Source organism: Micromonospora sp. RV43, from assembly GCF_001029515.1.
GTDB classification, from domain to species: domain Bacteria; phylum Actinomycetota; class Actinomycetes; order Mycobacteriales; family Micromonosporaceae; genus Micromonospora; species Micromonospora aurantiaca.
Map to the genome: position 1 here is coordinate 15,016 of NZ_LEKG01000041.1, position 15,282 is coordinate 30,297.

At 74.1% G+C, this 15,282-nt stretch carries 5 protein-coding genes; all 5 read right to left on the reverse strand.

Going from position 1 to position 15,282, the window contains the following annotated elements; all coding sequences use genetic code 11:
• Positions 1-50: 50 nt before the first annotated feature.
• The 5 genes from ABD52_RS13025 to ABD52_RS13045 are packed head-to-tail and all read right to left on the reverse strand — an operon-like array spanning position 51 to position 15,279.
• Positions 51-5,537, reverse strand: a complete 5,487-nt coding sequence (locus ABD52_RS13025; RefSeq protein ID WP_047891971.1) for a non-ribosomal peptide synthetase/MFS transporter — start codon at positions 5,535-5,537, stop codon at positions 51-53.
• Positions 5,537-8,656, reverse strand: a complete 3,120-nt coding sequence (locus ABD52_RS13030) for a non-ribosomal peptide synthetase (protein ID WP_047891972.1) — start codon at positions 8,654-8,656, stop codon at positions 5,537-5,539. The genes ABD52_RS13025 and ABD52_RS13030 overlap by 1 nt, the downstream gene beginning before the upstream one ends.
• On the reverse strand, positions 8,653-8,841 hold the full coding sequence (locus ABD52_RS13035) for an MbtH family NRPS accessory protein (protein WP_013477061.1): 189 nt from the start codon (positions 8,839-8,841) through the stop codon (positions 8,653-8,655). The genes ABD52_RS13030 and ABD52_RS13035 overlap by 4 nt, the downstream gene beginning before the upstream one ends.
• A gap of 1 nt (position 8,842) precedes the next feature.
• On the reverse strand, positions 8,843-9,796 hold the full coding sequence (locus ABD52_RS13040) for a TauD/TfdA family dioxygenase (protein ID WP_013285949.1): 954 nt from the start codon (positions 9,794-9,796) through the stop codon (positions 8,843-8,845).
• Positions 9,797-9,828: 32 nt separating this feature from the next.
• Entirely contained in the window at positions 9,829-15,279 is a 5,451-nt protein-coding gene (locus ABD52_RS13045) for a type I polyketide synthase (protein ID WP_047891973.1), read from the reverse strand.
• Between the last annotated feature and the right edge of the window lie 3 nt (positions 15,280-15,282).

Genomic DNA, 15,282 nt, shown 5'->3' on the forward strand with positions numbered 1-15,282 from the left:
GAAGCCCGGGACCGACGCGAACTCCTTGATCAACCTGATGGGAGGCGGGGTCAGACCGAGACGAGTTCCTTCTTCTCGGCCTTGGCGGCCAGGCGCTTCTCACGCTCCTGGGCGCCGATCAGGTCGTCCGGCAGGGAGTCCTCCACCTCCAGGTCGAACCGGCGCAGCAGCCGGATCGCGAACCCGCCCAGCGTGATGAGGATCAGCGCCGCGCCGAAGCAGATGTACGCGAAACCGATGCCCCGGCCCGGTCCGGTGCCGATCACCGCGCCCACCGAACCGGCCAGCGCCCCACCGGGTGCGAGCATCGGCTCGAACAGCGCGGTGGCGCCGGGCGCGAGCAGCGCGAACCCGATCGGCAGCGTCGACCAGGAGATGGTCTGGTTGAGGCTGAACACCCGGCCGTGGAAGCGCTGCGGCACCTTCACCTGGACGATCGTCGCGTAGATCGACTGCGCGGTGGTCATCGACATGGCCAGCCAGCAGAAGCCGACGCAGATCATCGCCACCGACGCGTCCAGGCCGATCAGCACGCAGCCGATCGCGGTGCCCAGGTTGCCGATCAGCACGCCGATCATCCGGCGCTTGCGCGGACCGCCCCACAGCGACATCAGCACGCCGCCGAGCACCGCGCCGACCGCCTCGGCCAGGGCCACCTGCGCCACCTGGGTCGGGCTGCCGAACGACAGCACCAGCGGCGTGATGAGCACCAGCGCGGGCGCCAGGAAGATGTTGCCCAGCGCGAAGTAGCCGAGCATCAGCCGGAACCCGCGGTGCCGCCACGAGTAGCGCATGCCGTTGGCGATGGCCACCAGCAGCCGTTCCCGGGGCCGCCAGCCCAGCGCGTCCGGGAAGCGGACCACGGCGAGGGTGAGCACCGCGAACACGTAGCTGGCCACGTCGACCAGCAGGATGCCCTTCAGCTCGATGGTGGCGAGCAGGCCGGCCGCGAACGCCGGCATGAGCAGCGTGGCCACACCGGTGGACAGCTGGGTGATGCCCATGGCGTGCCCGAGGTAGCGCTTGGGCACCAGCTGCGGCACCGCCGACTGGAACGCGATCCGCTGGAACGAACCGGCCACCGAACTGAGCGCCACCAGCATGTAGATGTGCCAGAGCACCAGGTTGTCGGTCCACAACAGGGCCGCCAGCACGAGCTGGACGGACCCGGCGAAGCAGCTCGCCGTCATCATGATCCGGCGCCGGCTGACCCGGTCGACCAGCGCGCCGGCCACCGGCAGCATGAGCACGCCGCAGATCAGCGCGAGCGCCCAGAGCAGGCCGAGGTTCGCCACCGAGCCGGTGCGGTTGAACAGCCAGATCGGCAGCGCGAACGCGGTCAGCGCGGAACCGGTGCTGGAGATGAGCTGACCAGTCGTGATGGCCATGAACCGGCCCATGCTCGGCTTGACCGTCTTGGTGGGCTTGCGGTCCTCACCCACCCGCAGCGTGTCGGCCACCACCCAGCCGGCGTCCTCACCCCGGGCCTCCGGCGTCAGCGCGCTGACGTCACCGGCGACCACCGCCGGGTGCACCTGCGTGACGATCTCGGCCAGTTCCTCGGCGCGGTACTTGAGGAAGAAGTGCCCGGCCTGGTCGAGGACGACGAGGCCGAGCGTGTCGCTGAGGAACTGCCACTCGGCGTACCGCTCGCGGTAGTAGTCGGTCACCGGGTCCTCGGAGCCGACCACCGAGATGATCGGCGTCCGGAGCTTCGCCGCCTGCTGGTCCAGCAGCCGGGTGAAGTACTCCTCCGAGGCGCGGGAGTCGGCCCGCATGTTGCTGATGATCCGGTCGGCCTGCTCCGGGTCCAGCTCGTCGGTGTCCACACCCATCGACTTGAGCCAGCTCGCGGAGTGCCTGTTGCTGCTGAGCCGCTCGAGGCGGTCGCGGAGTGCCGCGATCACGCCCTTCGGGCGGGCGAAGGGGAACATGGCGCCGATGTAGACGGCCTCCAGTTCCCGGCCGGCCGCCTCGACCTTGCGGGCCACGTCGGCGAGGATGGCGCTGCCCACGCCGCAGTGGCCGTACAGGGCGATCGGCCCCTCGACCCGCTCCAGGATCTCGTCGGCCACCCGGCTGGTCAGCTCGTCGAACGGCAGCGCGTCCTCACTCAGACCCACGTCGTGGCCGGGGATCGCCAGCGACCACAGCCCGTACCCGGCCGGCAGCGCGTCGGCCAGCGGCTGGTAGACGATGGCGCTGCCGCCGCCGTACGGGACGCAGACGTACGTCAGCACCCGCTTGCCCGCCGGGATCGGCTTGGTCAGCTCGTAGAGCAGCCGGCGCGGCCCTTCCTGCGCGGCGTCGCCGGAGATGAACGCGGCGAGGTCGCGGATGGTGCGCTGCTGGAACAGGTCCATCACGCCGACCGCCCGGCCGCCCAGCTCCGCCTTGCGGATCTTGGCGACGACCTGGGTGGCGAGCATCGAGTGCCCGCCCAGGTCGAAGAAGTCGTCGTCGATGCCGAGCGTGTCCACGCCGAGCACCTCGGACCAGATCGCGGCGAGCGCCCGCTCGGTGTCGTCGCGCGGCTCCACGAGCGCCACCGACGCCTCGCGGGTGACCACCGGCGCGGGCAGCGCCTTGCGGTCCAGCTTGCCGTTGGGGGTCAGCGGCAGCGCGTCGAGCGTGACGAACGCGGCCGGCACCATGTACTCGGGCAGCGTGTCCTTCAGCGCCGCCTTCAGCGCGGCGTGCTCGGCCTCCCCCACCAGGTACGCGGTGAGCCGCTTGTCGCCCGGGCTGTCCTCGCGGACGATCACCGTCGCCTCGGTGACGCCCGGCTGATCGCGCAGCGCGCTCTCGATCTCGCCCAGCTCGATGCGCAGACCGCGCAGCTTGACCTGGTGGTCGATGCGGCCCAGGAACTCGATCACCCCGGCGCCGTCCGGGCCGACGACCCAGCGGGCCAGGTCGCCGGTGCGGTAGAGACGGGCGCCCGGCTCCTCGGCGAACGGATCGGGGACGAACTTCTCCGCGGTCAGCGCCGGTCGGCGGTGGTAGCCGCGGGCCAGCCCGGCACCGCCGATGTGCAGCTCACCGGCCACCCCGACCGGGCACTGCGCGCCGGACGGGTCGAGCACGTGCAGCCGCAGGTTGGCGATCGGCGCGCCGATCGGCACGCTCGTCACCTGCGCGAGCCGGTCCGGCTCGCACGCCCAGGCGGTCACGTCGATGGCCGCCTCGGTCGGGCCGTACAGGTTGTGCAGGCCGCACCAGGGCAGCCGGGCGGTGAAGTCGGTGGCCGAGGCCAGCGGCAGCTCCTCGCCGGAGCAGATCACCCGCCGCAGCGCGGTGGCCGCCTCCACGCCGTCCTCGGCGAGGAAGACGGTCAGCATCGACGGGACGAAGTGGGCGGTGGTGATCCGCTCGGACACCAGCAGGTCACGCAGGTACCCGGCGTCCTTGTGGCCGCCGGGCTTGGCCAGCACCAGGCGGGCGCCGGTGCGCAGCGGCCAGAAGAACTCCCACACCGACACGTCGAAGCTGGCCGGGGTCTTCTGGAGCACCGCGTCGTCGGCGCCGAGGCCGTACGTCTTCTGCATCCAGTCGAGCCGGTTGACGATGCCCCGGTGTGTGTTCGGCACGCCCTTCGGGCGGCCGGTGGACCCGGAGGTGTAGATGACGTACGCCAGGTTCTCCGGCCCGGCGGCCGGTGCCGGGTCGGTGTCGGGCCGGTCGGCCCAGACCGTGGCGTCGTCGAGTTCGAGCACCGTGGCGCCGGTGTCGGGCAGCACGTCGCGCAGGTGCGACTGAACGAGCACCACAGGCGCGTCCGCGTCGCCGACCATGAACGCGAGCCGGTCGGCCGGGTACTCCGGGTCCAGCGGCAGGTACGCGCCGCCGGCCTTGAGCACGCCGAGCAGGCCGGCGACCAGTTCCACCGACCGTTCCGCGCACACCCCGACCAGGGTCTCCGGGCCGACGCCGGCCGCACGCAGCCGGTGCGCGACGCGGTTGGCCTGCGCGTTCAGCTCGGCGTACGTGCGGCTGTGCCCGTCGATGGTGACCGCGACCGCGTCCGGGGTGGCCGCGGCGCGCTCCTCGATCGGGCCGTGCAGCGTCTCGGCGCGCGGGAAGTCGGCTGTGGTGTCGTTCCAGGCGGCCAGCAGGTCCCGCTCGGCGGCGGGCAGCAGCGGCAGCCGGGACACCGGGGTGTCCGGCGCGGCGACGACGGCGTCCAGCAGCGCGGTCCACCGCTGCGCCATCCGCTCCACCGTGGCCCGGTCGAACAGGTCGGTGTTGAAGACCAGCTTGCCCCAGAGCCCGTCGACGGTCTCCACCGCGTGCAGCTCGAAGTCGAACCGGGTGGCCTGCAACTCCATCGGGGTCCAGGAGAACGTGACCTCGTCGGTGCGGGACACGCCGCGGAAGCGGCCCATCTCGTAGTTCTGGAGCACGAACATGGTCTGGAACACCGGGGAGCGGCTGACGTCGCGCGGCAGGCCCAGCTCGTGGACCACCTTGGCGAACGGCACCTCGGCGTGCTCGAACCCGTCGAGCACGGTACGGCGGGTGCGCTCCAGCAGCTCGGCGAACGTCGGATCGTCGGCCAGGTCGGCGCGCAGCGGCAGCATGTTGATGAACATGCCGACGACGTTCTCCAGCTCCGGCGCGGACCGGCCGGCCACCGACGCGCCGATGGCGAAGTCGTCCTGGCCGGCGTGCCGGGCCAGCAGCACCTGGTACGCGGCGAGCAGCGTCATGAACAGGGTGCCGCCGCTGTCCCGGGTGAGCGCGTTGAGCGTCTCGGTGGCGGACGGGTCGAGCTGGAACTCGACGAAGTCACCCCGGTAGGTCTGGGTGGCCGGGCGGGGCCGGTCCAGCGGCAGTTCCAGCGGGGTGATGCCGGCCAGCCGCTGCTTCCAGTAGTCGACGTGCGCCCGGGCCTGCGGGCCGTCCAGCTCCTGGGCCTCCCAGACGGCGAAGTCGCCGTACTGGATCGGCAGGGCGGGCGGCTCGCCGCCCCGGTAGAGCGTGATCAGGTCGCGCAGCAGCACGTCCACCGACCAGCCGTCGCCGACGATGTGGTGCTGGGCGAGGAACAGCACGTGGTCGTCGGCGGTCAGCCGGATCAGCAGGGCCCGCAGCAGCGGCCCGTTGGCCAGATCGAACGGCTCGGCCGCCGCCGCGTCGACGAGCGCCTGCGCGGCGGCCTCGTCGGACGCCTCCACCACTGTGAGCGGCACGTCGGCCGTGTCCGCGACGACCACTGTGGGACGGCCGTCGACGTCGGCCGGGAAGCGGGTGCGCTGCGACTCGTGCCGGTCGGCGAGCGCGGTCAGGGCGGCGCGCAGCGCGTCCACGTCGAGTGGTCCGCGTACCCGCAGCGGCACCGCGATGTGGTACGCCGCCTCGCCCGGGGCGAGCTGGTCCATGAACCAGACCCGCTCCTGGGCGTAGGACAGCGGCACCTCCGCGCCGGACGGGCGGGGGGTGATCCGGGCCGCGGGGGCGGTCTGGCGGGCGCGTAGCCGTCGGGCGATCAGCGCCTGCCGGGCCGCCTCGCGGGCCGGATCCTTCAGGTCGGTCATCAGTTGGTTCCCTCTTCCGCCGCGAGCAGCGCGGCGACCTCGGTGTCGGAGAGCCCGTCGATTTCGGCGGCGATCCGCTGTTCGATCTGGGCGGCCAGTTCCGCCACCACAGGGCTGCTGAACAGCGCCCGCATGGGCAGGTCGACGTCCACCTCGGCGCGGATCCGGGCCATCGCCCGCATGCCGCGCAGCGAGTTGCCACCGAGGGCGAAGAAGTCGTCCAGGGCACCGACCTTCTCCACCTGGAGGATCTCGGCGTACACCTCGGCGACCAGACCCTCGGCCTCGGTGCGGGGCGCGACGTAGCTGTCCTGGGCCTGCTCGGCCGCCGCCGGGGCGGGCAGCGCGGCGCGGTCCAGCTTGCCGTTGGGCGTGAGCGGCAGCGCGCCCAGCCGGACCAGAGCGGCCGGCACCAGGTGCGCGGGCAGTTCGCGGGCCAGTTCGGCACGGACCGAGTCCTCGTGGGCCGGGCCCACCAGGTAGCCGACGAGCGTCGGCTCACCGCCCTCGGTGCGGACCGCAGCGGCGGCGGCGCGCACGTCCGGGTGGGCCAGCAGCGCCGCCTCGACCTCGCCCAGCTCGATCCGCATGCCGCGCACCTTGACCTGGTCGTCGCGGCGGCCCAGGTAGTCCAGCGTGCCGTCGGCACGCCAGCGGGCCAGGTCGCCGGTGGCGTACATCCGGGCGCCGGGCGGGCCGTACGGGCAGGGCAGGAACCGCTCGGCGGTCAGGGCGGGCCGGTCGTGGTAGCCGCGGGCGAGCTGGGTGCCGGTGACGTACAGCTCCCCCACCACGCCCGGCGGCACCGGCCGCAGCGCGGCGTCGAGCAGCAGCGCCCGGGTGTTCCAGGTGGGCGTGCCGATCGGCACCGGACCGGCCGGGACCGGCTCGCCCGGGGCGATGCGGGCCGCGACGCAGCCCACTGTGGCCTCCGTCGGGCCGTACTCGTTGATCACCGCCACGTCGGGGTGCGCGGCCCGCCAGGCGGCGAGCTGCTCCCCGGTCAGCGCCTCGCCGCCGATCACCAGGTCGGCCGTCGGCGACAGCTCGCCGTCGAGCAGCGGCAGGTGGCTCGGCGTGACCTTGAGGAACGCGGGCCGGCCACCGGCGCGGGCGGCGGGCTCGTCGATCGCGGCGAGCCGTACCGTGCCGCCGGCGGTGAGCGTGCCGAGCAGACCGGTGACGGTCAGGTCGAACGACACCGGCGAGTGCAGCAGCGCCACCCCGGCCAGCCCCGGGTAGGTGGCGCGGGCCCAGGCCAGGTACGCGGTGACCGCCCGGTGCTCGACCACCACGCCCTTCGGGCGGCCGGTGGAGCCGGAGGTGTGGAGCACGTACGCCGGGTGCTCCGGGCGCAGCGGCGCGACCCGGTCGGCGTCGGTGAGGTCGTCGCCGGACTGGTCCGAGCCGACCTCGCCGTCGAGCACCAGCGCGTCGCCGGGCACCAGGCCGGCCGTGTCCGGCGCGGTCACCACCAGCGCGGGCGCGGCGTCCTCCACGAGGTACGCGATCCGGCCGGCCGGATACGCGGTGTCCACCGGCACGTACGCGGCGCCGGCCTTGAGCACCGCCAGCATCGCCACGACCAGATCACAGGAGCGGGGCAGCGCCAGCGCGACCCGGGTCTCCGGGCCGGCGCCGCGCGCCACCAGCAGCCGGGCCAGCCGGTTCGCGGCGGTGTTCAGCTCGCCGTAGCCGAGCGTCACGCCGTCGCAGACCAGCGCCGCCGCATCCGGGGTGGCGGCGGCCTGCCGCTGCACCTCGTCGACCACAGTGGTCACCGGCACGTCGTGGGCGGTGTCGTTCCAGGCGCCGAGCACCCGGTCCCGCTCGGTGTCGGTGAGCAGCGGCAGCGCGCCGACCGTACGCTCCGGCTCGGCGACGGCGGCGGCGAGCAGCCGTACGTAGCGGCGGACCACGGTCTCGGCGGTGGACCTGTCGAACAGCTCGGTGCGGTACACCAGGCGGCAGTCGCCGGTGGTGATGTCGAAGGCCAGGTCGTCCTTCGTCGTGCCCAGCTCGACCGGGTCGAGGCCGGAGTCCGGGATCCAGTTCAGCGCGGTCTGGAAGATCGGCTGCACCGACGGGTCACGCTGTGGATCGACCGCCTCGACGATCTTCTGGAACGGCGTCTGCCCGTGCTCCATGGCGTCGATCAGGCCGTTGCGGACGCGGCCCAGCAGCGCAGCGAACGTCGGGTCGCCGGAGACGTCGCAGCGCAGCGCCACCGGGTTGACGAACATGCCGATCAGCGGCGTCAGCTCCGGGTTGTCCCGGCCCGCGGTGGAGACGCCGACCACCACGTCGGCGTCGCCGGAGATCCGCGACAGCAGCGCCGCGAAACCCGCCAGCAGCACCATGTACGGGGTGGCCTGCGCGCCGGTGGCCAGCGCGCCGATGCGGTCCAGCAGCCCGTCGGGCAGCGTGAAGCGTACCTCGTCACCGGCGAAGCCGAGCTGGGCCGGGCGGGGCCGGTCCAGCGGCAGGCCGGTGACCGGCGGCGCCCCGGCCAGGTGACCGGTCCAGAACGCGAGCTGCCGGTCCAGCTCCTCGCCGGTGAGCTGCTGGCGCTGCCAGACCGCGAAGTCCGCGTGCTGGATGGGCAGCTCGGGCACGGCGGGCTCGGCGCCGGTGCGCGCGGCCTCGCAGAACGCGACCAGCTCGGCGTGGAGCAGCACAGCCGAGTGGCTGTCGAAGACGGCGTGGTGCACCACGAACGCCAGCGCCAGCCCCTCCTCCATCCGGATCAGCCGGGCCCGCCACAGCGGCGCCGCGTCCAGCGGGATCGGCGTGCGGGCCATCTCGCCGCGGATGCGCTCGAACTCGGGCCGCTGCTCACCGGCCGGCAGGTGGGTGATGTCGGTGACGGGCAGCGGCGCCGGCTCGTGGGCGCGCACGACCTGCACCAGCACGCCGTCGTCGGTCCGCAGGTGGGTACGCAGCGCCTCGTGCCGGGCGATGACCCGGTTGACCACGTCGCCGGCCGTGTCCGCGTCCACGTCGGCCGGGAACAGCCACGGGAAGGACACGTTGAACACCGGCGACCCGGCGTCGAGCTGGTTGGCCATCCACACCCGCTCCTGGGCGTAGGAGGCCGGGAAGGTCCACTCCTGCGTCATGAGAGGGCCTCGCGCACCGAGCGGGGACGCATGTCGGTCCAGACCTCGTCGACGTGGGCCAGGCACTCCTCGCGGCTGCCGGCGAAACCGGTGTCGTGCCAGCCGGCGGGCAGGTCCCGGTCGGCCGACCAGATCGAGTACTGCTCCTCGTCGTTGCGGACGACCAGGAATCGGGATTCGGCCATGTCAGTTCGCTCCTGCGTTCTCGGGGGTGTACGGCTCGGCCATCGCCACGGCGATCTTGCGGGGACCGGTGAACGGTTCCCGGCCGTGCGCGGCGGTCATGTTGTCCACCACCAGCACGTCGTCGCGCTGGTAGTCGAAGCGGACCGTCGCGGCCCGGTAGGCGGCGCGCAGGTGGTCCATGACGTCGGCGGGGATCTCGCCGCCGTCGCCGTAGTAGGTGTTCGACGGCAACCCGTCGGCGCCGAACATGGCCAGCAGCCCCTCCTGGTAGTCGGCCGGCAGGGTGCTGAGGTGGAAGAAGGTGGCGTGGTTGAACCAGCGCGGGGTGTCCGAGCCGGGCCGGTGGTGCACCGCGTCGCGGACCGCGCGGGTACGCAGGCCGTCCTTGCCGACCCACTCCACTGTGATCCCGTTGTCAGCCGCGTACGCCTCGACCTCGGCGCGGCTCTCGGTGTTGAACACCTCCTGCCAGCGGGTGCCGAAGTCGCCGTGGAAGTTGCGCACCAGCATCCACCGGCGGCGGACGAACTCCTCGCGGACCGCCGGGTCGATCAGCTCGTACACCCGGCGCACGTCGGCCAGCGGCGTGGCGCCCTGGGTCTGCGGCGGCGTGACGCAGTAGAAGAACAGCGTCAGCGGCCAGCGCGCCTGGTACGAGTTCTCGTTGTGCAGGAAGATCTCCTCGTCCGGCGGGTAGTCGGTCGAGGTGTAGACCCGGCCCTTGATGGAGTGCCGGGGCGAGGAGCGCTCGGTGTAGGTCAGCGGCTCGCCAGCCAGTGCGCGGACGGCCTGGTCGAAGCCGTCCACGCCGCCCACGTCGAAGCCCCGGAACAGCAGCCCTCCGCTCGCGACGAGGGTGTCCCGCAGCTCGGCACGCCGGGCCGTGATCAGGTCGGTCAGCGCCCGGCCGTCGCTCTCGACGACCACCGGCAGCGTCGTGGTTGTCTCGCTCATGGTGCGGTGTCTCCTGGTTCTGGTCGGGGGTGTCAGCCGCGGGGCAGCCGCGGGATGGCCGGGATCGCCGCCGGGGCGGCCGGTGCGTCGGCGGGCGCCTCGGCGCGCAGCTCCTCGATCCGGGCGGCCAGGCCGGCCACCGTGGGGGTCTCGAAGAGGCTGCGCATCGGCAGCCGTACGCCTGTCGCCTTGCGCATGGCGGCGATGAGCTGCACGGCCACCAGCGAGTTGCCGCCGAGGGCGAAGAAGTCGTCGTCCACGCCGACGTCGGTGACGCCGAGGCCGTCGCGCCACACCTGGGCGATCGTCTTCTCCAGCTCGGTGCCGGGCGCTGCCGAGCCGCCGCCGCTGGCCGCGGTCGGGCCGGCCGGCACGTCGGTCTCCTCGGCGAGGCTGTCGGTGGTGACCCGGGCCGCCCGGTGCCGGATGTCGGCGACGGTGCGGGTGGTGATCACCACCTGGGCGCCGAGGCCGGCGGCGAGGCTGCGGCGGAACGCCTCCGCGCCGTCGACCGGGCGGATGTCCTCGGTGACCGGTGCCGCGGCGTCCGCGTCCGCCGCCGGGGCCTCGGCCAGGTTGCCGGTGACCGCGCCCTGGTCGACCCGGCGCAGCACGAAGTCGCTGATCGCGACCAGCTCCCGCCCGTCCGGGTCGCGCAGCGACAGGTCGGCGGCGACCACCTCGTCGGTGGCGGCGGGCCGGTGCCGCAGGTGACTGTGGAACGTCGCCGGCAGCGCGCCGCGCACCACGATCCGGCCGTACGACAGCGGCAGGTAGGTGCCGGAGCCCTGCCCGCGGCCGAACGCGGTGGCCACGTCCAGCAGCGCCGGGTGCATGCCCCAGGAGGGCAGGTCGCCGACCGCGGCGGCGGGTGCGTGCACCCGGGCCAGTTCCTCGCCGTCGGCGAGGTGGTGCTCGGCCAGCGCCGCCCAGCGCGGCCCGAACGTGAGCATGCTGGTGCGTCCCCGGCCGAACGAGGCGTCGTCGTCGACCCGCCGCCCGGCCACCGCGGGCACGGCGGCCGGCGGCGCCGCGTCGGTGGTCCACCCGGCGGTGCCGCGGACGTGGGTGCGCGCCTGGCCGGCGGCGAGGCTGGCGACGGCGAAGTCGGTGCCGTCCTCGGCCGGGGTCAGCTCGACCCGGTACTGGGCCACGGTGCCGTCCGGCACCGAGAACGGCTCCAGGAACACCACGTCCCGCAGCTCCACCGCGGCGTCCGGCCCCGGCGCGGGCAGCGCCGCGACCACCGCGGCGCGCACCGACTCCAGGTGGGCGGTGCCCGGCACCACCGGCACCCCGCCGATCCGGTGCTCGTCGAGCAGCCAGTGGGTGTCCGCCGAGACCAGGCCGTGCAGCACCGTGCCGTCCGGGCCGGCCACCATGGTGGTGAGCACCGGGTGGGCGACCGCCGTGGTCACGGTGTCCCGCCCGGCGGCCCGGAACGCGGCAGGCGCGGCGGTCTCCACCGCCATGCCGACCTCGGCCCAGCCGCCCCAGTTCTGCGACACCACCGGCGCGCGGAACCCGGTGCCGGAGCGCGCGAACGCGTCCAGGAAGTTGTTCGCGGCGCAGTAGTCGACCTGGCCGAACCCGCCGATCACCGCGGTGATCGAGGAGCAGAGCACCACGAAGTCCAGCGGCAGGTCGCCGAAGACCCGGGCCAGCGCCAGGGTGCCGGCCAGCTTCGGCGCCAGCACGCGCCGCGCCTCGTCGCGGTCCTTCACCTCGGCCATGCCACCGCCGGGCAGACCGGCGGCGTGCACGATGCCGTCCAGCCCGCCGAATCGGCGCTCCGCCTCGTCGCGGACCCGGCGCAGGTCGTCGGCGTCGGTGACGTCGGCGGCGAGCACCAGCACCTCGGCGCCCGCGGCCTCCATCCGGCGGATCGCCGCGATGGCCCGCCCGGCCCGGTCGGCGCCGCCGTGCACCGCGAGGTGCGCGTCCCACTCGTCCCGCTCGGGCAGCCCGGAACGGGCCAGCAGGACCAGCTTGGCGCGGACCCGGCGGGCGAAGTCCTCGGCGAGGGTGACGCCGATGCCGCCGAGACCGCCGGTGATCAGGTACCGGCCCTCCTCGCGCAGCACGCCCGGCTCGTCCTCGGCGGCAACTGTGACCTGCTCGTAGCCGGCCAGCCAGCGGCGGTCGCCGCGCAGCGCCACCTCCGGGTGCTCGGCGTCGACCGGGCTGCGCAGCTCGGCCACCAGGGCGGCCACGCCGCGCGCGGCCGGGTCGGTGTCGAGCAGCCGCACGGTCAGGCCGGGCAGCTCGGCCGGGAGCACCCGGGCCAGGCCGGCCAGCGTGGCGTGCTCCGGGCGGGTCAGGTCGTCGCCGCGTACGTCGCCGATGCCGGCGGTGACCAGGTCCAGGCGGACGCCCGCCTCGTCGGCCGTCACACCGGCGCCGGCCAGGGCCTGCACCAGGTGCAGCGCGCCGAAGAAGCCGCGCTCCTGCGCCGCCCAGGCGGCCGCCGCGTCGGTGCCGGCCGGGTCGCCGTCGAGCGCGAACGCGTGCACGATCCGCCGGGGCAGGTCGGCGCCGAGCGCGGCGACCAGTTCCTCGGCGTCGGCGCGTACGCCGGGGCGCAGCCGGAAGCCGTTCGCCGTGGCGGTGAACGCCTCGCCGGCGCGTACCTCGACCGGGTCGTCGCCGGCGGCGCGCAACGCGGCCACGAGCGCCTCGCCGCGCGGGCCGTCGGCCAGCACCAGGCAGCGGCCCAGCGGCTCGGCCGTGCGGACCGGCGGGGCCTGCCGCCACGCCGGCACCGCGAACCACTCCGGCAGCGGGCGGGGGCCGGTCTCGGCGGGCGCCGCAGCCAGCTCCTGCTCCGGGTCCGGGTCGATCCAGTAGCGGCGCCGCTCGAACGGGTACGTGGGCAGCGGCACCCGCCGCGCGTGCGGGTCGGCCGGGACGCTCACCGGCACCCCGGCGCACCAGAGCGCGCCGGCCGTGCCGAGCAGCGCGGCCACGTCACCGGTCTGCTCGCCGGGGCCGGGCAGGCTGCCCAGCGGGGTCAGCGCGCGCTGTGCCTCGCCGGCCTTGGCGATCTGCATCCGGGCCAGGTTGGCCAGCTGCCGGCCGGGGCCGCACTCGACGAGCGCCCAGGTGCCCTCGGCGAGCAGCGTCGCCACGCACGCGCCGAAGCGGACCGGGCGGCGCAGGTGTGCGGCCCAGTACGCCGGGTCGGTGGCCTGCGCCTCGGTGATCCAGGTGCCTGTCACGTTCGAGACGAACGGCACCGCCGGGGCGCGCAGCGGCACTGTGGCCATCAGCGCGGTGAACTCGTCCAGGATCGGGTCCGTCATCGGCGAGTGGAACGCGTGCGAGGTGCGCAGCAGCTTCGACTTGTTCTTGCCGCCGAGGCTCGCCGCGAACTCCTCCACGAGCGCCGTCTCACCGGCGACCACACAGGTGCCGGGGCCGTTGACCGTGGCCACCGACAGGCCCTCGGGCAGCTTGCCGGTCACCTCCGACTCGTCGAGCGTGACCGCCAGCATCGAGCCGGCGGGCAGGGAGTGCATGAGGCGGCCCCGGGCGGCCACCACGCGCAGCGCGTCGGCGAGGTCGAGCACCCCGGCGACCGTCGCGGCGACGTACTCGCCGATGGAGTGGCCGATCATCGCGGCCGGGGTGACACCGGCGGCCCGCCAGGCGGCGGCGAGGGCGTACTCGACTGTGAACAGGGCGGGCTGGGTGTAGCGGGTCTCGGTGAGCTTGTCCGCCGCCTCCGGGTCGCGGCCGAGGATCAGGTCGCGGATGTCCAGCCCCAGCTCGGGGCGGAGCAGTTCGGCGCACTCGTCGACGGCGGCGGCGTACGCGCTGTCCTGCCCGTACAGTTCGGCGCCCATCCCGGCGTACTGCGAGCCCTGGCCGCTGAACAGGAACGCCACCCGGGGCGCGGGGCCGTCGGCGACGCCCCGGTGGCCCTTGCGCCGCTCGCGCAGCGCGGCGGCGGCGGACACCGGGTCACCGGCGACGACGGCGGCACGGTGGGCGTACACCTGGCGGCCGACGCGCAGCGTGTGCGCCACGTCGGCGAGCGCCACGTCGCTGCCGCTCTCCAGGTGGTCGGCGAGCCGCCGCACGGCGGTGTCCAACGCGGTCGGCGTCTTCGCCGACACCTGGAGCAGGTGCGCCGGGCGGGCGGACGGCTCGTGCCGCCCCGCGGCCGGGGCCTCCTCCAGCACCACGTGGGCGTTGGTGCCGCCGATGCCGAAGGAGCTGACGCCGGCCCGGCGCGGTCCGCCGTCGGTGTCCCACTTGGTCAGCGTGTTCGCCACGTAGAACGGGGTGTCGGCGAAGTCGATGGCCGGGTTCGGCGTCTCGTAGTTGATGGTCGGCGGGATCAGCCCGTGCTCCATCGCCAGCACCGTCTTGATCACGCTGACGATGCCGGAGGGCTGGCTGAGGTGGCCGATGTTCGACTTCACCGAGCCGATGCCGCACCAGCCGCGCTCGTCGGTGTCCTTGGTGTAGACGGCGGACAGCGCGGCGACCTCGATCGGGTCGCCGAGCGCGGTGCCGGTGCCGTGCGCCTCCACATAGCTGATGCTGCGCGGGTCGACGCCGGCCAGCTCGACGGCCTGGGCGACGGCCTCCATCTGCCCGTCGATGCTGGGGGCGGTGAAGCCGACCTTCCCGGCGCCGTCGTTGTTGATCGCGTTGCCGAGCACGACCGCGCGGATGGTGTCGCCGTCGGCGATCGCGTCGGAGAGCCGCTTGAGCAGCGTCACGCCGACGCCGCTGCCCCACACCGTGCCGTTCGCTCCGGCGTCGAACGGCCGGCACCGCCCGTCCGGCGAGGTGAAGCCGTCCATGCCGAGGTAGCCGACGTGCGGCAGCTCGATGTTGACGCCGCCGGCCAGGGCCATGTCGCACTCGCCGTTGCGCAGCGCCTCGCAGGCCAGGTGGAACGCCACCAGCGAGGTGGAGCAGGCGGTGTGCACGGTCATGCTGGGCCCGCGCAGGTCCAGCCGGTACGACACGTTCGTGGCCACGTAGTTCGGCGAGTTGCCGGTGGCGAGCGAGACGGCGCCGTGCGGATTCCCCCCGACCCGCTTGTTGCGGAACACGTTGCGGTGCAGGTACGTGTTGCCGCCGGTGCCGGCGTACACGCCCACCGCGCCGTCGTAGCGGCCCGGGTCGTAGCCGGCGTCCTGCAACGCGGTGTAGCAGGTCTCCAGGAACAGCCGGTGCTGCGGGTCGGTGATCTCGGCCTCGCGGGCGGTCATCCCGAACAGGCCGGCGTCGAACTGGTCGTAGCCGTCCACCAGCGGGGCGCGGTTGACCCAGCCCGGGTCGTCGACCTCCTGCGGCTGGGCGCCGCGGGCGAGCTGCTCCTCGCGGGTCAGCTCGGTCGTCGACTCCACGCCGTCGACCAGGTTGCGCCAGAACTCGTCGACGTCGGCCGCGCCGGGGAGGCGGGCGGCGAGCCCGACGATGGCGATGGGCTCGACGCCGTCGTCGGCGGGAATGTCGTTCTGCATGGG

Coding starts and splice junctions, on each gene's coding strand:
- ABD52_RS13035 (WP_013477061.1), bottom strand. CDS start 8,841: ATGGCCGAATCCCGATTCCTGGTCGTCCGCAACGACGAGGAGCAGTAC.
- ABD52_RS13025 (WP_047891971.1), bottom strand. CDS start 5,537: ATGACCGACCTGAAGGATCCGGCCCGCGAGGCGGCCCGGCAGGCGCTG.
- ABD52_RS13040 (WP_013285949.1), bottom strand. CDS start 9,796: ATGAGCGAGACAACCACGACGCTGCCGGTGGTCGTCGAGAGCGACGGC.
- ABD52_RS13045 (WP_047891973.1), bottom strand. CDS start 15,279: ATGCAGAACGACATTCCCGCCGACGACGGCGTCGAGCCCATCGCCATC.
- ABD52_RS13030 (WP_047891972.1), bottom strand. CDS start 8,656: ATGACGCAGGAGTGGACCTTCCCGGCCTCCTACGCCCAGGAGCGGGTG.